Below are 18,784 nucleotides of genomic sequence, written 5' to 3' on the forward strand. Positions count from 1 at the left end.
CTGCGAGACTGCGTGCGTCACTACTGACGCCATGTGCTGCCAGGAGTGCGCTCCAGCGCACTCCTGGCAGCACAGCGCGGGTTGGGTGCGCTACAATTTGCGCATGCATGCAAGTATGCAACCGCCAGTCTGGGGTGATGACGTCGTCACGCTTGCCGTCGAGGTGCTGCGGATGTTGGCTGATCCCACACGTCTCCAGGTGGCGGGGCTGTTGTTGGATGAGGAGCGGTCCGTCTCCGAGCTGGCCGGGTTGCTGGAGAAGCCGGTTCCCGGGGTCTCACAGCATCTGGCGAAGATGCGGATGGCTCGGCTGGTGACGACGCGGAAGGAGGGCACCTCGGTGCTCTACCGGGTCGAGAACGGGCACGTACGCCAGCTGGTCCTCGACACGATCGGCCACGTCGAGCATCTCCTGGACCAGGTTCCGGCGCACCACCGGTCGGGGGAGGAGTCGGCATGACCCATACGCTGCACGATCACTCGCGCGACCATGCCCATCGCCACAGTCACGACCACGGTCACGGCCATGCTCACGATGGAACCTGGGCCCGGGCCCGGCATGCGGTCTCGGATCTGTTCGGGGCGCATTCCCATGATGCGGCGGACCAGGTCGACGAGGCGCTGGAGGCCGACGTACGTGGTCGGCGGGCACTGTGGATAAGCCTGGGGGTGCTCGCGTTGACGGCGGGTCTTCAGGCGGTCGTCGTGAGCCTGACCGGGTCGGTGGCTCTGCTGGGGGACACGCTCCACAACGTTGCCGACGCGCTGACGGCGGTGCCGTTGCTGGTGGCGTTCTGGCTCGCCCGGCGTCCGGCCAACGACCGGTTCACCTACGGGTACGGCCGCGCGGAGGACCTCGCCGGTCTCTTCGTCGTCGCCATGATCGCGCTGTCCAGCATCCTGGCGGGCTGGGAGGCCATCGACCGGCTGTTCCATCCGCGCGAGGTCGAGCACGTCTGGGCGGTCGCGGCGGCGGGGGTGGTCGGGTTCCTGGGCAACGAGGTCGTCGCGCGCTATCGGATCCGGGTGGGCCGACAGATCGGCTCGGCGGCGCTGGTCGCCGACGGGCTGCACGCGCGTACGGACGGGTTCACCTCGTTGGCTGTGGTCCTCGGCGCCGGCGGGGTCGCGATCGGGGTGCCGTGGGCGGACCCGCTGATCGGGCTGCTGATCGCTGTCGCGATCCTCGGCGTGCTGCGCTCGGCGCTCAAGCAGGTCGGAGCGCGGCTGATGGACGCGGTCACCCCCGATGACGTACGCAGGGCGCGGGAGGCCATCGGCACGGTCGAGGGAGTCCTCGAGATCCGCAGCCTGCGACTGCGGTGGATCGGGCACACGCTGCACGCCGACGGCGACATCACCGTGCCCGCCGATCTCCCCGTCGCCGCCGGCCACGACATCGCCCACCATGCCGAGGAGCACCTCATGGAGGTGTTGCCGCGCCTGACCAGCGTCGTCCTCCATGTGAGCCCGGAGGGAACGCACTGACGGCACGCCCGCTGACGGCAGAGCCTAGGCTCTGCACCGATGAACATCTTCGAGTTTGACGGCAAGAGCCCGCAGATCCACCCCGACGCCTGGGTGGCGCCGACGGCGACACTGATCGGCGACGTACGCCTCGGGCCCGACGCCAGCGTCTGGTACGGCGCGGTGCTGCGCGCCGACATCGGTCCGATCATCGTCGGGGAGGGATCGAACGTGCAGGACAACTCGGTGCTGCACGTACGTCCTGGATCCTCCTTGGAGATGGGGCCCAACAGCACCATCGCGCACGGCTGCGTGATGCACGGTGACCGGATCGGCGCCGGCTCCCTGATCGGCAACGGGGCGGTGGTCTCCGACGGCGTGGTCATCGGCGACGGCTGCCTGGTCGCGGCCGGGGCGATGGTGGTCGAGGGGACGGAGATCCCGGACCACAGCCTGGTCATGGGCGTGCCGGCGAAGGTACGCGGCACGATCGAACCGGGCAGCAACCCGGCCGCGATCCTCGAGCTCAACGCGCCGGGCTATGTGGAGTTCATGAAGCAGCACCGCGCGACGGTACGTCCCGTCTGAGAGGCCGACGTGGGAGTCCCGATGTCACCTGCTGACACCGGGGCTCCCACGTCCACGTCGTAGGCCCGATCAGTCGGCGCCGCAGGCCACGCAGTGGAGCGAGCCGACCCGGCGGTCGGCCTCGCAGGTCGAGCACGGGGCGATGGTCTCGCGCCCGCAGCCTTCGCAGTGCTTGCCGCGGACCGGGTAGCCGCAGTAGGGACAGTCGCCCTTGCGTACGCGCATGGCCGGGATCCGCTTGGCCAGGAGGCGTTGGACGGCGATGAAGACGGCGACGGTCGCCGCGGCGCCGAGCAGGGACAGGACGAGCGGGCCGAAGTCGGCGTACTCGAAGGTGTAGTCCAGCGCGAAGACCAGGACCATGATGACCCCGGTCGCCGCGAACGCGAATCCGAGCGGCAGGAAGCGGGAGCCGCTACGGCGCAGGCGGTAGAGCGTCCAGAAGCCCAGCAGGCAGAGGACGAGGACGAAGCCGATTCGTACGCCGATCTGGATCGCCTCGTTGCCGGGGATCTTGCAGCTCTCCAGAGAGCCCCGGCAGTCACCGGTGCGGGAGTAGAGCTGCCACCAGTCCTCGACCTTGACGTAGAACCAGACGGTGCCGACGAGCAGGAAGGCGGTCAGGGCGACGGCCAGGAACCGCTCGGTGCGGGTCGACTCGACCTCATCGGTGGCGATCGGGGTCCTCATGACGTACTCCTCGTGGGTCTGGTGCGGGCGTGGAAGCTGACCTCGAGACGACAGTCGAGGGCGGCCGCCACTCGGAGCAGGGTGTCGATCTTGGGAGGACGTGATCCGGACTCCAGCCGTGCGATCGCGGACTGGGTCGTGCCGCAGAGCTCGGCGAGCTCGCGCTGGGAAAGTCCCCGCGCGACTCTGTGCTCGGTGACCTCGGCGGCGATCCCGGCATAGAACGCGGTGTCCTCGTCGGTGCTGCCCATGGATCGAAACTATCGCAGTTCTGCTATGGCTGTCCATAGCAGAACTGCTATTCGTCTGCTGAGACGATTCGGGAGCCCGGGCTCGTACGGCCTAGGGTTGACGCTCGTGAAGACGTTCGACGAGCTCTGGGCCGAGCTGAGCGAGAAGGCCCGGACCCGACCTGAGGGATCCGGCACCGTGGCGCAGCTCGATGCCGGCGTCCATGCGATCGGGAAGAAGCTGGTCGAGGAGGCCGCCGAGTCCTGGATGGCGGCCGAGTACGAGGGCAAGGACGCGACCGCGGAGGAGATCTCCCAGCTGCTCTACCACGCCCAGGTGCTCATGCTCGCCAGCGGCATCTCGATCGACGACGTCTACTCACACCTGTAGGGAACCCCATGCCTGACAAGACCCAGAACGACATGCTCCGGATCGCCGTGCCCAACAAGGGCTCGCTGTCCAGCTCCGCCTCCGACCTGCTGCGCGAGGCGGGCTACCACCAGCGCGAGGACTCCAAGCGCCTGACCCTCATCGACGAGGAGAACGGCGTGGAGTTCTTCTACCTGCGCCCGCGCGACATCGCGCTCTACGTCGGCGAGGGCACCCTCGACATCGGCATCACCGGCCGCGACCTGCTCCTCGACTCCGGCGCCAAGGCCGACGAGGTCATCGGGCTCGGCTTCGGCCGCAGCCGCTTCCACTTCGCCGGGATGGCCGGTGCGTTCACCTCGGTCGAGCAGCTTCGCGGCAAGCGGATCGCGACCTCGTACGTCGGGGTCGTCTCGGACTTCTTGGAGCGCGAGGGCATCGACGCGAGCGTGACCCGGCTCGACGGCGCCGTGGAGACCTCGATCCAGCTCGGTGTCGCCGACGCGATCGCCGACGTGGTCGAGACCGGCTCCACGATGCGGCAGGCCGGTCTGGAGGTCTTCGGCGAGCCGATCATGCACTCCGAGGCGGTCGTGATCACTCGCTCGGGCGCCGACTCGGCCGGTCCGGGCTCCGCCTCGTCACAGCTGCCGGCGGCGTACGAGACGTTCAAGCGCCGCGTCGACGGCGTCCTGATCGCGCGCAGCTACGTGATGATGGACTACGACATCCGTGCCGCCGACCTCGCCGAGGCCTCCGCGATGACCCCCGGGCTCGAGGGTCCGACGGTCAGCCCGCTGCACCGCGAGGGCTGGGTCGCCGTCCGTGCGATGGTGCCGCGGGCCGGGGCCCAGAAGCTGATGGACGACCTGTACGCGGTCGGTGCCCGCGCGATCCTGCTGACGGCGATCAATGCCTGCCGCATCTGAGTCCGGCTCCGGCCCGACCGGCCCGACTGATTCCGGCCCGACCGGATCGTCCGGGTCCGGACCCACCGGCGAGCTTCCGGTGAAGCTGCCGCACACCTGGCGCCCCCTCGGCGCCCGCGTGATGGGCTGGTTCCTCGTGGCCGCGCTGGCCGTGATGTGCACGATGGTCTGGGTCGGCTTCACCCCGGAGATCAAGGCCCAGGTGACCATGTTCGAGCGGCTCACCTTCGGTTTCGTCGGCCTCCTCATCCTGACCTGCGTGCACGCGTTGACCCGGTCACGGGTGGTCGCCCGCGAGGACGGCCTGACCGTGGTCAACGGCTACAAGCGGCGCGACCTGGAGTGGGCCGAGATCCTCGCGATCAACTTCCCGCGCGGCGCACCGTGGCCCAACATCGACCTGGCCACCGGCCACAACATCTCGGTGCACGGCATCCAGGCCTCCGACGGGGGCTCGTCGAGGGCGGCCGTGCGCAAGCTGCGAACGCTGGTCGCCGAGCTCTCCTGAGCTGTCGAGGTCAGCCGCCGAGATGACCGCCCCTGAGATGACCGCCGCTGAGATGACCGCGCGGCGAACCGCGTACGACGCTTCGCCCAACCCTGAGTCATTCCGCTGACCTGGGGCGACGGCTGCGCCTAGCGTGCGCTTGTGACCTCGACGAAGTGGACCCGCATCGCCGCCCCCGGCCTCGCTCTGACTGCTGTCATCGCGATGGCCACCTTCGCTCCGGCAGCCGTGGCGCCCGCCCAGGCCGTGCCGGTGCACCCGGTCGCGACCTGGGGTGCGAGCCCCGCGACCGTGACCGGCGATGCCGGTGCGAACGGGGTCGCCGACCAGAGCGTCCGGAACCTGGTGCACACCAGCCTCGGCGGCTCCGGGGTACGCATCACGCTCTCGAACGCGTTCGGTGACCGTCCGGTGACCTTCGCCTCGGCACACCTCGGCCTGGCCGGCGGCGGCGCCGCGGTCGTGCCCGGAACCAACCGCGCGGTGACCTTCGACGGCTCCGGCACGGTCACGGTCGCGCCCGGGGAAGAGGTGCTGAGCGACCCGGTCGACGCGACGGTGCCCGCGGACACCACCCTCGCTGTCAGCTTCCATGTCGTCGGCGAGAGCGGCCCGATCACCGGGCACAACGTCGCGATGCAGACGTCATACGTGGCAGGGGAGCCGGGCGACGTGGCCGGTGAGGAGTCGGGCGCGGCGTTCACGACGCAGATCCCCAGCTGGTACTGGGTCGAGAGCGTCGTCATCCAGGAGCCGCGCCGGGTCAAGACCGCCGTGCTCTTCGGCGACTCGATCACAGACGGCAACGAGTCCACGCCCGGCGCCAACCGCCGCTGGCCCGACGTGCTCGCCGACCGGGTCGCGACGAGCCGTTTCACCGGACGGTTCGGGGTGATGAACCAGGGGATCTCCGCCAACCGCGTCCTCGGCGACAGCGCCGGCGGCGGCCAGAGCGCGCTGGGACGCTTCGACCGCGACGTGCTCCAGCAGCCCGGCGTCTCCACGGTCGTCCTCCTGGAGGGCATCAACGACATCCGCTGGGACCTGGCCGACGAGGCTTCCGACCTGATCACCGCCTACCGCGACCTGATCGACCGCGCCCACGCCCGCGACGTCTGTGTCGTCGGCGCGACCCTGACGCCGTACGAGGGCGGCAGCCGCTACACCCCCGAGCGCGACCAGGTGCGGGTCGCGGTCAACGAGTGGATCCGCGGCTCCGGCGAGTTCGACGGGGTCGTCGACTTCGACGCCGCCACGCGTGACCCTGCCCGGCCGAGCCGGTTCCTGCCCGCGTACGACTCCGGTGACCATCTACACCCCGGCGACGCCGGTTACGCGGCGATGGCCGAGTCCTTCGATCTCGACCTGCTGGAGTGCGACCGCTGACGACCTACTCGGGCAGCGCGGCGATGCCCCAGGAGACCTCGAGGCGCTCGTCGGGGGCCAGCTCGATCAGGTCGGTGCCGGAGTTGAAGGCGTCCGGGGGAGCGGTCATCGGCTCGACGGCGAGGCTGCTCCGCGCGGGCGTGCGGTCGTCGGCGCTGTAGACCATCAGCCACGGGTGATGCTCGTCCACCCACAGCGAGGCGCCACCGTCGGGGCCCCGGAGCGTGACGGTCGCGCGTCCGTCCTCGCCGCGGTCGAGGTCGGTGAAGGCGTGGTCGAGGACGACATCGCCGATCGGCCTGGCGGTGGTGAAGTCATGAGCCGTCGCCGCCGTCGGCTCGCTCGTCGTGGGGAGCTTGCGCTCGGGGTCGGCGAGCAGGCGCGTCCGTGCGGGGAGTGTGAGCGTCCACTCGTCGACCGGGCCGGCGCCGACGGTGAGATAGGGGTGGGCGCCGGCCGCGAAGGGCGCGGGGGAGTCGGCGTGGTTGGTCGCGGACTGGGTCACGGTGAGCCCGTCGGGCCCGATGGCGTACGTCACCTCGAGGTCGAGCGTCCACGGATAGCCACTCTGTGCCATCAGCCTGGTGGCGAGGGTGATCGACTCCTTGGACTCCTCGATGGGCAGCCACTGTGCCCACCGCACCAGACCGTGGGAGGCGTTGTTGCGGGCCACCTCGGTGAGCCCGAGCTGATAGCTCTTGCCCCCGAACTCGTAGCGTCCGTCTCGGATCCGGTTGGGCCACGGCATCAGCAGCTGCCCCTTGCCGCCGCTGGACTGCTCGTCGTCACCGAACCCGGCGACCAGCTCCCGCCCCTCGTAGGACAGCAGCCGCAGCGCCCCGCCACTCTCCGTGACCACCGCGGAGTAACCCCCGCCGTCGATCGTGAACTGCTCTCCGCTCGGTTTCAGCACGGGCAAAGGGTATCCAGGCGCTGCCAGCGCGATCTCCTACCCTCGGGGTATGGAGCGTCGACAGCTGGAGTTCTTTCTCGCCATCGCCGAGGCGGGCAGCTTCACCAGCGCTGCCGCCCGGCTCCACGTCGCTCAGCCGTCGTTGTCGTACGCCGTGCGCGGGCTCGAACGCGAGCTCGGTGGGCCGCTCTTCGAACGCCACGGCAGGGGAGTGCGGCTCACCCCGGCGGGTTCGGCGCTGCTCGGTCCCGCCCGCCGGGTGGTGCGCGGCTTCGAGCTCGCCGCGGGAGCGGTCCGGTCGGTCGCCGACGAGGGGTTCGGCCGGCTGCGGATCAGCTCCAGCACGGTATGGGCGGTGGAGCCGCTGGTGCCGTTGCTCGCGGAGTTCCGGCGGATCCAACCGGCTGTGCAGGTGGTCGTCACCGATCCACGTCACCGCTCGGACATCCTCGACCAGGTGCGCAAGGGGGAGGTGGACGTCGGGCTGATCGACGGTGCGCCGCCGCGCGGGCCGTTCGGGTCGCACCGCCTCGCCGAGCACGGGCTGGTCGCGATGCTCCCGCCCTCCGGCGAGGCGCCTGAGGAGATCGGGACCGAGGAAGTCGGTACCGAGGAGGTCAGGATCGAGGAGCTCGCCGAGAGCGGGCTGATCTCGACGCCGAGCGGGACGGCGCTGCGTACGTTGTTGGACGTACGTCTGGAGGCTGCCGGTCTGCCCACGGAGGTCGCCATCGAGACGGCCCACGTCGCCTCGGTCATCCCGCTGGTGCTGGCGCGTGCCGGTGTGGCGGTGCTGACCGAGGGGATGGCGGGCGCGGCGTCGCGAGCCGGGGCGAGGGTGGTGCCACTGACCCCGGCGGTGCGGGTCGGTGTGTCGCTGGTGTGGCTGGAGGAGCGCGGTGACGCGCTGGTCGAGCAGTTCGTCGCGGTGGCCCAGGACCTGACCGACATATAGAGAGCATCTATTGCTGGCCCGCGATCCAGGTCTTGCTCGCCGCGGCGAAAGGCTGGAATGTCTCGTCGGTGAATGTCTAGTGTGTTGGATATATATGAATCGATTGGATGGAGCACGCACGCGCCGCCCCAACGACTCAACCGACCACCGACTGATTCGAGGACATCTACGTGACCATCACCGAGCTGCACCGCCCCGAGGGCATCGTCGAGACGCCCTCGGGCGTCCGGGTCCGCCGCGCCGGGGGCCGGATCGGCGCCATCATCGAGGGTCTGAGCCTCGCCGATGCCGACGACACCCAGATCCAGGACGTACGCAGCGCCCTGCTGCGTCACAAGGTGCTCTTCTTCCGTGGCCAGGACGGCCTCACCGACGAGGCGCAGGGCGCCTTCGCGGCTCGGTTCGGTGAGCTCACGACCGCGCACCCGACGGTCAACACCGGCTCGGGACGGGTGCTGCGGGTCACCGCCAACGCCGGGATGGCGGCCAACGCCTGGCACACCGACGTAACCTTCGTCGACCGGGTGCCCGCGATCTCGGTGCTCCGTGCGGTGACGCTCCCGCCGTACGGAGGCACCACCAACTGGGCGAACACCGCGGAGGCCTACGACCGGCTTCCGGAACCGCTGAAGGCGCTCGCCGACGAGCTCTGGGCGGTGCACACCAACTCCTACGACTATGCCCAGCGCGACGAGGAGCACGACCGGCCGGACGCCAACTACTCCCGCGACGACTTCGCCTCGGTCGACTTCGAGACCCGGCACCCGGTCGTCCGCGTCCACCCCGAGACCGGCGAGCGCACGCTGGTCCTGGGCAGCTTCGTCAAGGAGTTCGACGGGCTGACCTCCACGGAGTCGGTCCACCTCTTCAACCTGCTCCAGGACCGGGTCACCAAGCTCGAGAACACGATCCGGTGGGCGTGGCAGCCCGGCGACGTGGCGATGTGGGACAACCGCGCGACCCAGCACTACGCGGTGGCCGACTTCGACCACCACCCGCGGGAGATGCGCCGGGTCACGGTCGCCGGCGACGTACCCGTCTCGGTCGACGGGCGGCACTCGGTGGTCCTGAAGGGCGACGCCCGGGCGTACTCGCGTCTGGACGAGCTGATCTCCTGACCTCGCCGGTCCAGCGGGGAGGGCCGGTGGTCAGGTGGTCACGATGATGTCGGCACGAGCGGCGGTCAGCTCTCGGGCGAAGAGCTCGGTCTCGGCCGCCGCCCAGGCATCCCAGCGGGGTGCGAAGGTGTCGCCGTCGCGTTCGGTGCCACGACTCCTGCGTACGTCCTCGGGCGCGTCGACCCAGGCGAGAGCGGTGCGGAAGCCGGCGTACGCGGCGGCGCCGCTGCCCACGCCCTCGATGACGAGCAGGGGAGCGGGCGGGACCATCACCGTCTCGGCGAACTCGCCGGCGTGCCAGTCGTAGCGGCGGTAGGAGCCCGGGGCGCCCTCGACCAACGGGAGCAGGATCGTCTCGAACTGGGCGATGCCCTCGGCGATACCGTCCCAGCCCGCGTACAGGTCGTCCATGTGGATCGTCGGCGCGCCGGTGGCGTCGGTGAGCTTGCGCGCCAGCGTGGTCTTTCCTGACCCGGCGGGACCATCGACGCAGATCAGCCGTCCGGGGCCGAGGGTGGCTGGTCGGCTGGTCGCGATCAGGACGAGATCGCCGGCGGCGTTCTCGAGGCGTTGGCTGTCGGACAAATCAGGAGATGCCGTACTTCTTCAAGATGTCGTTGACGTCCGCCATGTCCTCGTCGTCATCCTCGGCTCCCTTGGCGGCAGGCCCCTTGGTCGCCTTGGACGCCTTCGTCTTCGGGGCTGCGACCGAGGCGGGATCCGGCGCGGCACCGGTCTCCTTCGGAGCGCCCCTGCGGGTCCGGGCGGGCTTCTCCTTGGTGGGAAGGACGCGGGCCACGAAGATCAGGACCACCGCGAGCGCGGCTACGCCGAAGCCGACCCAGACCGGCAGGCTGAAGACCAGCCGCGCGGCCCAGTCGGCGAGCGCGTCGACGATCCGTCCACCGGCGCGCAGGATGCCCGTCAGATAGGCCGCCGGGGCGAGCAATGTCCATCCCAGGGCACGTACGCCCGATCCCAGGCCACGCCGTCGGAACGCGACCCACGTCCAGATCGCGCCCAGCACGGTGAGCGCGGCGGCTAGTGCGAGGTAGGCGCCTTGGTCCATGCCTCCAGACTCCCACAGAGACGGTGACGCGCCACCCGGAGTGTCCCCGACAGTGCCCCTGATATCTGGCGGCCCGATGCTGGCCCCGATGCTGGCGCCGATATTGGCCCTGACGTTCGGCGCTGCTGTTCAATGGGGGCGATGAACGACAAGCGACTCCTCGGCACCGCGTTTCCCGGCGACACCGGCGAGACCAGCGCCGAGGTCGCGGCCGTGATGAGATCGTACGCAGCGGGCGGCGCCACCCACGGCGACGTGCTCACCACCCTGGCGGCTGCCCGGGTGCTCGTCCCGGTGGTCGCCGTGCTCGGCGAGGTCGAGGTCGACGAGGCTGGTCTGGCCCACGACAAGACCTCCGACATGGCCACCGTGCTGCTCACCGGCGCCGACGGCCGCCAGGCGCTGCTGGGGTTCACCGGGACGGCGTCGCTGCGGTCCTGGCAGGACGATGCCCGCCCGGTGCCGGTCTCCCTGCGTGACGCCGCCCAGGCGGCCGTCCACGACGGCGCCGACGCGCTCGTGCTCGACCTCGCCGGCCCGGTCCCGTTCGCGATCGAGGGTGATGACCTGCACAAGGTCGCCGAGGGTTGGCAGCTGGCGACGGTCGGACCGCGTACGGCTTGGGTCAAGCCCTGAGGATCGGGCCCTGAGGATTGGGCAGAGTGCGGAATGTTGCAGTAATGTTCCGTGTTGACCGATCAGACCGGCGTACGCCGTCGGTTTGATCTGACAAGCGGAGATCACGAAAGCGTTCTCCCACCCGCATCGACCGAAAGCAACACAGGTCGTCGGGTCCGGTCCCGAGGACAATGCCGTAGGCAATGGATTCGGTGGTGCGAGCCCTGCGCGGGTGAGCGTCCTGACTGGCTTCCGCTTGGTTATCCCAGCGGAAGCCTTTTTCATTTCCCGGACCGCCCGTGCACGCGGCCCGGGTCGCGAGATCCAGAGCCTCCGCAGCCACAACAAATGGAGGACACATCAGCACTGAGCTTCGTATCAACGACCGGATCCGGGTTTCCGAGGTCCGCCTCGTCGGTCCCAATGGAGAGACGGTCGGCATCGTGCCGACCTCTGACGCGCTGCGCCTGGCCCAGGAGGCCGACCTCGACCTCGTCGAGATCGCCCCGCAGGGCAAGCCGCCGGTCTGCAAGCTCATGGACTACGGGAAGTTCAAGTACGAGAACGCCCAGAAGGCCCGTGAGTCCCGTCGAAACCAGACGAACGTGATCATCAAGGAGATGAAGCTTCGTCCGAAGATCGACAAGCATGACTACGAGACCAAGAAGGGTCACGTCGTGCGGTTCCTGAACGCGGGGGACAAGGTGAAGATCACGATCATGTTCCGCGGTCGTGAGCAGCACCGTCCCGAGCTCGGCTTCCGCCTGCTGCAGAAGCTCGCCGAGGACGTCGAGGAGCTTGGCTTCGTCGAGTCCTCGCCGAAGCAGGACGGCCGCAACATGACCATGGTCATCGGTCCGCACAAGAAGAAGGCCGACGCCAAGGTCGAGGCGCAGACCGCCAAGGAGGAGAAGGCGGCCGAGCGCGAGGCCGACGAGGCCGCCGAGAAGGCGGAGCGCACCGCGGCCAACGCCGGGCGTACGACCACGAAGAAGGTCAAGCGCCGCTCGGAGAACCTCGACCCCGACATCGACGTCTAAGCGTCGATCCAGTGACTTCCGCCGCCGCGGCGCCCCGTGACCGGCCGGACGACGAGAGAGAGAAGAACTATGCCGAAGAACAAGACCCACTCCGGTTCCAAGAAGCGTTTCAAGGTGACCGGTTCCGGGAAGATCCAGCGCCTGCAGGCCGGCCGTAAGTCCGGGGCTGCGTTCGCCTCCGCCCCGACCACGGGCTCGCGCAAGAAGCACCGCCGCAACGCCGGTCTGGTGGAGCTCGCCCCCGCCGACGTCAAGCGCGCGAAGAAGCTGCTCGGTCGCTGATCCTCGGCCCACACCACTGGGCCACCCGAAACTTTCCCTAGCATTCAAGGAGCACTGAAATGGCACGCGTCAAGCGCGCAGTGAACGCTGCGAAGAAGCGTCGCACCACCCTCGAGCGGGCCTCCGGTTACCGTGGCCAGCGCTCGCGCCTCTACCGCAAGGCGAAGGAGCAGGTCACCCACTCGCTGGTCTACTCCTACAACGACCGCCGCAAGAACAAGGGCAACTTCCGCAAGCTGTGGATCCAGCGGATCAACGCTGCCGCGCGCGCCGAGGGCATGACCTACAACCGCTTCATCCAGGGTCTCAACCTGGCCGGCATCGAGGTCGACCGCAAGATCCTCGCCGACCTGGCCGTCAACGACGTCGCCGCGTTCAACGCGATCGTCGCCCAGGCCAAGGCCGCGCTGCCGGAGGACGTCAACGCCCCGGCTTCTGCCTGATCCTGCGTTGTAACGACGCCCCACCCGGTCCGATGTGCCGGTTGGGGCGTCGCTGTCTGTAGCGACGTGGGAGTCTCGAGGTCACCAGGTGACGTCGGGACTCCCATGTCATCGGTCGTCGTTCGTTGAGTTGGGGAGGGATCGTGAAGCTTTCCGCGGGGAACTCGCGGGTCAAGGAGGCGCGTAGGCTCGCCCGACGCTCGGTTCGCTCGGAGCGTGGCCTCTTCCTGGCCGACGGGCCGAAGGCGGTCGAGGGCGCGCTCGGAGCCGTGCTCGACTCGGGCGAGAGCTGCGTCCAGGAGATCTTCGCGACGGAATCCGGAGCCGAGACGTACGCCTCGGTGCTGGTCGACCACTCGGTCACCCTCGTCGAGGACCGGGCGATGGCGGCGCTGTCCGACTCGGTCACCGCCGCCGGCGTGGTGGCGCTGTGCCGGTTCCTCGACGTACCGCTCACCGACATCACCGGCCCGCTCGTGGTGATCTGCGCGGACGTACGCGACCCCGGCAACGCCGGCACCGTCATCCGCTGTGCCGACGCGGCCGGTGCCTCCGGGGTCATCCTGGCCGGCGACTCGGTCGACCTCTACAACCCCAAGACCATCCGCGCCTCGGTCGGCTCCGCGTTCCATCTGCCGATCGCCATCGAGCGCGACCCGCTCGTCGCGGTCGAGGCGGCCAAGGCCGCCGGCCTCACCGTCCTCGCCGCCGACATGGGCGGCACCGCGGACCTGTTCACCGCCGACGTACTCCTTGCCGAGCCCACCGCCTGGCTCCTCGGCAACGAAGCCTGGGGCCTCCCGCCCGATCTGGCCGCCCAGGCCGACGAGGTCGTCAGCATCCCCATCTTCGGCAAGGCCGAGTCCCTCAACCTCTCCACCGCCGCCGCCCTGTGCCTCTACGCCAGTGCGAAGGCCCACCACGCCGACTAGTCACCTCTGCAGGCCGAGTAGTCACTTCTGCAGGCCGAGACGTCATCGCGCTGCCCACTCGGCCTGCAGAAGTGACTTCTCGGCGATGGCTTGACCTTCGGCTCACCTGAAGGACGATGGTTGCGGGATGGATGAGCCACTGTTGACGATCGGGGCGTTCGCGCGGGCCGTCGGGTTGACCGCGAGCGCGCTGCGGCACTACGACGAGTGCGGGTTGCTGGTGCCGGCCGAGGTCGACTCCGGGACGGGCTATCGCTACTACACGCCCGAGCTCGCCGACCGGGCTCGGCTGATCGTGGGCATGCGCGAGGCCGGGGTCCCGATCGAGACGATGCGGATCGTGCTCGACTCCCCGGTAGCCGAGGCCCGGGCCGCGATCACGGCGTTCCTCGCAGACCAGACCGCACGCACGGCACGAGCCGAGGAGGCCGTACGCGGCGTGCTGGCCGCCGTCGATGCCGGGCCCGCCGCCAGACCCGCCGTCGTGGAGATCCCGGGACCGGTCCTGGCGGCGGCGCTGCGCCAGGTGCGGCACGCGGCCGACACCGACCCGGCCTCCGAGCTCGCCTCGGTGCTGGTCGACGTCGACAGCGCGGGTGTCGACGTGGTCGCGACCAACCGCTACTGGATGGCCGTACGCTCCCTGTCGGCCGCCACCGAGGGCGACGGCGCCCGCGCGGTGCTGGGACTGCCCGAGGCGGCCGAGCTCGCCGACCGCCTCGACCGCATCTCGATCGCCGAGCTGCGCATCGCCGACGGGACGCTCACCGTCGCCGGCCAGGAGCTCGGCCGCGACACCACCTATCCGGCCCACCGCCTCGTGCTCGCCGGGCTCGAGCCCGCGGCCACCCATGCCGTGCTGGCCAGGGCCGACCTCCTCGAGGGACTTGACGCCGCTGCGTACGCAGAGGTCGATCTCTTCCTCATGGAACGAGCACATCTGCGTTCGCCGCACACCGCCGAGGAGACCGCGTTGCGCGGTTCCGTGACCGGGCCGGGCGCGCGGCTGCGGCTGGGCACCGCGCTGTTCCACCGAGTGCTGTCCACCTGCCTGGGTGACGAGGTGCAGCTCGCGGTGACGGCCGCGGATCGCCCGGTCGTGATCACCTCGCCCTACCAACCGGGCCATCTGGCGCTGCTCATGCCCGTGCGTCGGGATCCGCAGGGCTGAGACCGTGGCCGGGATCCACCAGGCTCGGCGCCACGTCGTTCAGACTCCGGCCGCTCGGGGTTTCCACCCGTGGCTGGCGGCGTCGACCGCGTCCGTCTTCGGTGACTCGGTCACCTTCTTCGCGATCGGGTGGGCGGCGGCGGGCTTCGGGGCCGACGCGGCCGGCCTGGTGCTGACCATCGAGGGCATCCCGCTCGCCGTGCTGGTGCTCACCGGGGGAGTGCTCGCGGACCGGATCGGGATCCGTCGCACGATGGCCGTCTGTGACGCCGCGATGGTGCTGGTCATGGCCGCCTTCGCCCTCGGAGCTCTCGGTGCTCTCGGTGGCGCGCCGTTGTGGATGCTGATCGTCGTCGGTGCGCTCTCGGGGACCATCCAGGCGCTGAGACGACCGGCCGAAGGTGTCTTTCCGCGCCTCTTCGGCCCCGGCGATCTCGACCGGCGGATGGCGTTGGTCGGTTCGGCCCACCAGATCGCTCGCACCGCCGGGCCCGCGGCCGGCGGCTTCCTGATCGGCCAGGGCGGCCTGCCGCTGACCGCCGGTCTGGACGCGGCGACCTTCTCCCTCGTGCTCGTCGCGCTGCTGGTGATCCGTCCGCCTCATGAGCCGGCTCCCGAGCCCGACCAGGGGTCGGTGTGGCGCAGCCTGGCCGACGGAGCGAGGGCGGCGATGCGTACGCCGGGGGTCGTTCCGGTCCTCGTCCCCATCACCGGCCTCGCCGCGACGGTCCTCCCGCTGGTCATGCTCGCTCTGCCCGTCGCCGGCCGAGAACGTGGTTGGAGCGCGGCCGAGACCGGCGTCGTCTCCGGCGCCTGGGTGGCCGGGGGACTGGTGGTGACACTCGCGGTCGCCCGCTGGGGAGCGCCGCGGGCGCGGGTCGCGGTCGCCGGCCCGGCACTGGCGGCCTGCGGCGTACTCCTTCTGGCCGTGCGCCCGGAGGTCGGCGCGGGAGTCGTCGCGATCGGCATCGTCGGGGTCGGCACCACCATGCTGACCAGCTACCTGTTCCCGACGTACGTGGCCCTCACACCACCCGAGATGCTGGCCCGATTCTCGAGCCTGACCCAGCTGGCCCAGGCGGGCCCGGTCCTGGTCGCGACGCCGCTGCTCGGCGTGGCGGCGGGGGTCGACGTACGCCTGGCTCTCGGGGTCATCGCGGTGCTCCTCCTCGCCACCGTGCCGGCTGCTGCCCGGGTCGCCCGGCTGCCGCGCCCGCCAGCCAGTGAACGCCAGCGGGTAACGGACACCGTCTCGCCTTGATACCCCTGGGGGTCTGATACACGGATGGCAAACCTGTTTCACTCGGGTGGGGGTAGATCTCCGGGTGATGTGAAGGAGCACGGTATGACGAACGTGAGCAGACGACGGCTGTTGGCCTCGGGTGGCGCGGCGGCGGCCGCGGGCGCGACCCTCCCGTTGTGGACGTGGGCGCCGAGCGCGTCGATCGCCGGGACGGGGGAGGGCCTCGATCCCGAGTACGTCTGGGACGTGCGTGCCGACCCGGTCATCGAACGCCTCTACGGCGAGGGCAAGGACAAGGTCGCCGAGGTCAACGAGATCCTCGAGACCTGGACGACCAACGACCAGCCGGTCCCCGACGGGCTCCCGTCCTACCTCGTCGACTTCATCGAGGAGGCGCGCCGGCTCCCGACATGGGCCGACCAGGGGAAGCTGCAGCTGGCAGGCACGTTCAACGAGGAGGAGTACGGCTTCTTCCTCGCGCTCCTCTACACCCTCGGCAGCGGCCTGATCAGCTGCGCGATCAAGCGCGAGGCGTGGTCGGTCTACTACTCCGCAGGCGGTGCGGACATGCGCGACCGGATCGCGAAGACGACCGTGCTGGGCTACGACGTGATGGATGCCCAGGGCTGGACCGCGTCGGGCCGGCTGATGGTCGACTCGGTCAAGACCAGGATGGTCCACGCGGCCGTACGCCACCTGCTGCCGCAGTCCCCGCACTGGACGCAGGTCGGGGCCGGCCAGGAGATCCCGATCAGCCAGGCCGACATCCTGGTCACCTTCCACAGCCTCGGCACCTGGGTGATGAAGAAGTTCACCGAGTGGAACATCGCGCCGACCAAGGAGCTCGCCGACGCGTTCCTGCACGCCTGGAACGTCGACCTCTACCTCCTCGGCGTGCAGGAGCAGTATCTGCCGAAGGACTGGGACGCGGCGTACGCGCAGTATGACCAGGTGATGGGTCCCGCCACCGGCGGCACCCGGGAGGGCGTCGAGCTCGCCCAGGCCCTGCTCGACGCCGTGATCGGCGAAGGCAACCCGCTGCTGCGCCACGAGCTCGAGTCGCTGGGCCGCTACGTCATCGGTGATGCGTACGCCGACATGATCGGCTTCGACAAGGACCCCGTGCTCGCGCCGGTCTGGGCCGGTGCGGTTCCGCTGCTGGTCACCTCCTACAACAGCACCGTCCCGAACATCCCGATCGTCTCCAACCTGCTGCCCGAGGCGGTGCACACCTTCATCAAGATCTACTTCTCGCCCGGTGACCCGGCGCCGATCACGCTGCCGTTGAGCAACCGTCCGGAGTGATCAGCACTAGGGTGACGGCGTGGATGCCCGTGAGCTCGCCGATGCCCTTCCCGACGGAGTCGTGGTCGCCGACGGCAACGGCACGGTCGTCCTGGTCTCCGCCATGGCCGGGCGGATGCTCGGCGTGGATCCGGGCGCGAGCGTCGGGCAGACGCTGGATGACGTACTCACGCTGAGGAACACCGAGGGCGAGTCCTGGGTCGAGCTCAACCGGCCCTACGCGAACCTCCGGACCGTCATCGGCACCCCGGAGCAGGCCTGGCTGCTGCCAGATGGCACCGAGGCGCTCGTCGCCTCGACGATTCGGCGCCCGAGCCTCACCGAGGATGTCGCCCAGGTCTCGATCTCGCTTCGCTCGGGCCGGGGCCGCGAGCGCCTCGACCGCGAGCGGTCCGACCTCGTCGCCACCGTCGCTCACGAGCTCCGCTCGCCGCTGACCGGGGTCAAGGGCTTCGTCCAGGCGCTCCTGAACCGCTGGGACAAGCTCAACGACGAGCAGAAGAAGCTGATGCTCAAGACCGTCGCCTCCGACTCCGACCGGCTCTCCCGGCTGATCGCCGAGCTCCTCGACGTGGCCCGGATCGACACCGGCCGCCTGCAGCTCTACCCGCGCGCCAGCGACGCGACGGTCCTGGTCACCCGCGTGGTCGAGTCCGTACGCTCGGCCACCTCGAGACCGATCGAGCTCCACATCGATGCCGGGACCGATGACGAGCTGGAGATCCACGCCGACCCGGACAAGTTCACCCAGGTCGTCACCAACCTCGTCGAGAATGCCGTACGTCACGGCGACGGCGTCGTCACCGTGAGCCTCGGCATCCGGCCCGACGAGCCGGACCAGGTCCTGCTCGTCGTCGAGGACCACGGCGAGGGCATCCCCGGCGAGCTGCGCCAGCGCGTGTTCACGAAGTTCTGGAAGCACGGCGCCCGCGGCGGCTCAGGCCTGGGCCTCTACATCGTGGGAGGCCTGACCGCCGCCCACGGCGGCTCGGTCACCATCCTCGACGCCGACCGCGGCGGCGCCCGCATCGAGGTCTTCTGGCCAACACCCCCACCCGCGTAGTCGTGGGGGAGAGCACAGGATGCGTGGGGTGAGCCTGCCCAACTGCTCACCGGTTCGCGCGACGGGCTCCGGGATTCCTAGACTGTGGTCACACACTCGAAGCGACGAAGGCCAGTGATGTCCGGTCCCAACACCGACTATGACCCGGTAGAGGTCACCCCCTTGAAGGCTGAGGAGGTCGAGGCCGCGCGCGATGCTGCGCTGAGCGCCATCGACGCCGCGAGCAGTCTCGAGGAGCTCAAGCAGACACGGCTCGACCACGCCGGCGACCGTTCGCCGCTGGCGCTTGCCAACCGTGAGATCGGCGCGCTGCCGCCGGCCGCGCGCAAGGAGGCCGGCCAGCGGGTCGGAAAGGCGCGTGGCGCGGTCAACCAGGCGCTCGCGAAGCGACAGGCGGTGCTCGAGGAGGAGCACGAGGCCCGGATGCTGGTCGAGGAGACCGTCGACGTGACGCTCCCGACCGA

General features: G+C 69.9%; 23 protein-coding genes and 1 pseudogene. 19 read left to right on the forward strand and 5 right to left on the reverse strand.

All coding sequences use genetic code 11. The features are described from left to right. The first annotated feature begins 103 nt into the window (after positions 1-103). From ACRDPS_RS10930 to ACRDPS_RS10940, 3 genes are read left to right on the forward strand one after another with little or no spacing between them, the layout of a single operon-like run. A complete protein-coding gene (locus ACRDPS_RS10930; RefSeq protein ID WP_431501661.1) occupies positions 104-460 on the forward strand; it encodes an ArsR/SmtB family transcription factor in 357 nt (118 codons plus the stop codon). Beyond that, positions 457-1,488 carry a cation diffusion facilitator family transporter gene (locus tag ACRDPS_RS10935; RefSeq protein WP_431501662.1) on the forward strand — a complete coding sequence of 344 codons (1,032 nt, stop codon included), beginning with the start codon at positions 457-459 and terminating at the stop codon, positions 1,486-1,488. Before ACRDPS_RS10930 ends, ACRDPS_RS10935 begins: the two co-directional genes overlap by 4 nt. Before the next feature lie 39 nt (positions 1,489-1,527). After that, positions 1,528-2,055 (forward strand): gamma carbonic anhydrase family protein, encoded by a 528-nt coding sequence (locus ACRDPS_RS10940; protein WP_431501663.1) that lies wholly within the window; start codon positions 1,528-1,530, stop codon positions 2,053-2,055. 69 nt (positions 2,056-2,124) lie between these two features. Here the strand turns inward: ACRDPS_RS10940 and ACRDPS_RS10945 are convergent, their stop codons facing one another. Next, a complete protein-coding gene (locus ACRDPS_RS10945) occupies positions 2,125-2,745 on the reverse strand; it encodes a hypothetical protein (protein ID WP_431501664.1) in 621 nt (206 codons plus the stop codon). Further along, positions 2,742-2,996: a helix-turn-helix domain-containing protein gene (locus ACRDPS_RS10950; protein ID WP_431501665.1), complete on the reverse strand. Its 255-nt coding sequence runs from the start codon at positions 2,994-2,996 to the stop codon at positions 2,742-2,744. Before ACRDPS_RS10950 ends, ACRDPS_RS10945 begins: the two co-directional genes overlap by 4 nt. 106 nt (positions 2,997-3,102) lie before the next feature. Here ACRDPS_RS10950 and ACRDPS_RS10955 point away from each other — a divergent pair, with 106 nt between their 5' ends. The 4 genes from ACRDPS_RS10955 to ACRDPS_RS10970 all read left to right on the forward strand — a co-directional run bounded on the left by ACRDPS_RS10955 (position 3,103) and on the right by ACRDPS_RS10970 (position 6,168). Then, positions 3,103-3,366 (forward strand): phosphoribosyl-ATP diphosphatase, encoded by a 264-nt coding sequence (locus ACRDPS_RS10955; RefSeq protein ID WP_431501666.1) that lies wholly within the window; start codon positions 3,103-3,105, stop codon positions 3,364-3,366. 8 nt (positions 3,367-3,374) lie between these two features. Then, positions 3,375-4,274 (forward strand): ATP phosphoribosyltransferase, encoded by a 900-nt coding sequence (gene hisG / locus ACRDPS_RS10960; RefSeq protein WP_431501667.1) that lies wholly within the window; start codon positions 3,375-3,377, stop codon positions 4,272-4,274. Next, positions 4,258-4,782, forward strand: coding sequence for a PH domain-containing protein (locus tag ACRDPS_RS10965; RefSeq protein ID WP_431501668.1), 525 nt, complete (start codon positions 4,258-4,260; stop codon positions 4,780-4,782). Before hisG ends, ACRDPS_RS10965 begins: the two co-directional genes overlap by 17 nt. Before the next feature lie 141 nt (positions 4,783-4,923). Further along, the gene (locus ACRDPS_RS10970) at positions 4,924-6,168 is read left to right on the forward strand and encodes an SGNH/GDSL hydrolase family protein (protein WP_431501669.1); all 1,245 of its coding nucleotides are present in this window, start codon (positions 4,924-4,926) and stop codon (positions 6,166-6,168) included. Between the two features lie 4 nt (positions 6,169-6,172). Here the strand turns inward: ACRDPS_RS10970 and ACRDPS_RS10975 are convergent, their stop codons facing one another. After that, positions 6,173-7,081 carry an aldose 1-epimerase family protein gene (locus ACRDPS_RS10975; RefSeq protein ID WP_431501670.1) on the reverse strand — a complete coding sequence of 303 codons (909 nt, stop codon included), beginning with the start codon at positions 7,079-7,081 and terminating at the stop codon, positions 6,173-6,175. A gap of 49 nt (positions 7,082-7,130) precedes the next feature. Between ACRDPS_RS10975 and ACRDPS_RS10980 the strand changes: the two genes are divergently transcribed. Both ACRDPS_RS10980 and ACRDPS_RS10985 read left to right on the forward strand, forming a co-directional pair. Continuing rightward, a complete protein-coding gene (locus tag ACRDPS_RS10980; RefSeq protein WP_431501671.1) occupies positions 7,131-8,036 on the forward strand; it encodes a LysR family transcriptional regulator in 906 nt (301 codons plus the stop codon). A 170-nt stretch (positions 8,037-8,206) separates the two neighbouring features. Then, on the forward strand, positions 8,207-9,154 hold the full coding sequence (locus ACRDPS_RS10985; protein WP_431501672.1) for a TauD/TfdA dioxygenase family protein: 948 nt from the start codon (positions 8,207-8,209) through the stop codon (positions 9,152-9,154). Positions 9,155-9,184: 30 nt separating this feature from the next. Here ACRDPS_RS10985 and ACRDPS_RS10990 read toward each other — a convergent pair whose 3' ends face one another. After that, entirely contained in the window at positions 9,185-9,739 is a 555-nt protein-coding gene (locus ACRDPS_RS10990; protein ID WP_431501673.1) for a 4-amino-4-deoxy-L-arabinose transferase, read from the reverse strand. A gap of 1 nt (position 9,740) precedes the next feature. Continuing rightward, positions 9,741-10,223 (reverse strand): hypothetical protein, encoded by a 483-nt coding sequence (locus tag ACRDPS_RS10995; RefSeq protein WP_431501674.1) that lies wholly within the window; start codon positions 10,221-10,223, stop codon positions 9,741-9,743. Positions 10,224-10,364: 141 nt separating this feature from the next. On the opposite strand from ACRDPS_RS10995, the gene ACRDPS_RS11000 reads away from it, so the two are divergent. From ACRDPS_RS11000 to ACRDPS_RS11045, 10 genes and pseudogenes are all read left to right on the forward strand, one after another. Then, positions 10,365-10,859, forward strand: a complete 495-nt coding sequence (locus ACRDPS_RS11000) for an SseB family protein (protein ID WP_431501675.1) — start codon at positions 10,365-10,367, stop codon at positions 10,857-10,859. 281 nt (positions 10,860-11,140) lie between these two features. Further along, the gene (infC, locus tag ACRDPS_RS11005) at positions 11,141-11,881 is read left to right on the forward strand and encodes a translation initiation factor IF-3 (RefSeq protein WP_431501676.1); all 741 of its coding nucleotides are present in this window, start codon (positions 11,141-11,143) and stop codon (positions 11,879-11,881) included. Positions 11,882-11,950: 69 nt separating this feature from the next. Continuing rightward, entirely contained in the window at positions 11,951-12,163 is a 213-nt protein-coding gene (locus ACRDPS_RS11010; protein ID WP_008359371.1) for a large ribosomal subunit protein bL35, read from the forward strand. Positions 12,164-12,222: 59 nt separating this feature from the next. Further along, complete coding sequence (rplT, locus tag ACRDPS_RS11015) at positions 12,223-12,606, forward strand: 50S ribosomal protein L20 (protein WP_141780715.1); 384 nt, start codon at positions 12,223-12,225, stop codon at positions 12,604-12,606. Between the two features lie 143 nt (positions 12,607-12,749). Then, entirely contained in the window at positions 12,750-13,538 is a 789-nt protein-coding gene (locus ACRDPS_RS11020; protein ID WP_431501677.1) for a TrmH family RNA methyltransferase, read from the forward strand. 127 nt (positions 13,539-13,665) lie between these two features. Beyond that, a complete protein-coding gene (locus ACRDPS_RS11025) occupies positions 13,666-14,709 on the forward strand; it encodes a MerR family transcriptional regulator (protein WP_431501678.1) in 1,044 nt (347 codons plus the stop codon). Between the two features lie 4 nt (positions 14,710-14,713). Further along, positions 14,714-15,970: an MFS transporter gene (locus ACRDPS_RS11030; protein WP_431501679.1), complete on the forward strand. Its 1,257-nt coding sequence runs from the start codon at positions 14,714-14,716 to the stop codon at positions 15,968-15,970. 84 nt (positions 15,971-16,054) lie between these two features. Beyond that, positions 16,055-17,257, forward strand: a complete 1,203-nt coding sequence (locus ACRDPS_RS11035; protein WP_431501680.1) for an oxygenase MpaB family protein — start codon at positions 16,055-16,057, stop codon at positions 17,255-17,257. A gap of 19 nt (positions 17,258-17,276) precedes the next feature. After that, positions 17,277-18,320: a sensor histidine kinase gene (locus ACRDPS_RS11040; RefSeq protein WP_431501681.1), complete on the forward strand. Its 1,044-nt coding sequence runs from the start codon at positions 17,277-17,279 to the stop codon at positions 18,318-18,320. A 117-nt stretch (positions 18,321-18,437) separates the two neighbouring features. Beyond that, a pseudogene (locus ACRDPS_RS11045) lies at positions 18,438-18,784 on the forward strand (phenylalanine--tRNA ligase subunit alpha); the annotation flags it as partial.

This window comes from Nocardioides sp. (genome assembly GCF_050699375.1).
In the GTDB taxonomy this organism is placed as follows: domain Bacteria; phylum Actinomycetota; class Actinomycetes; order Propionibacteriales; family Nocardioidaceae; genus Nocardioides.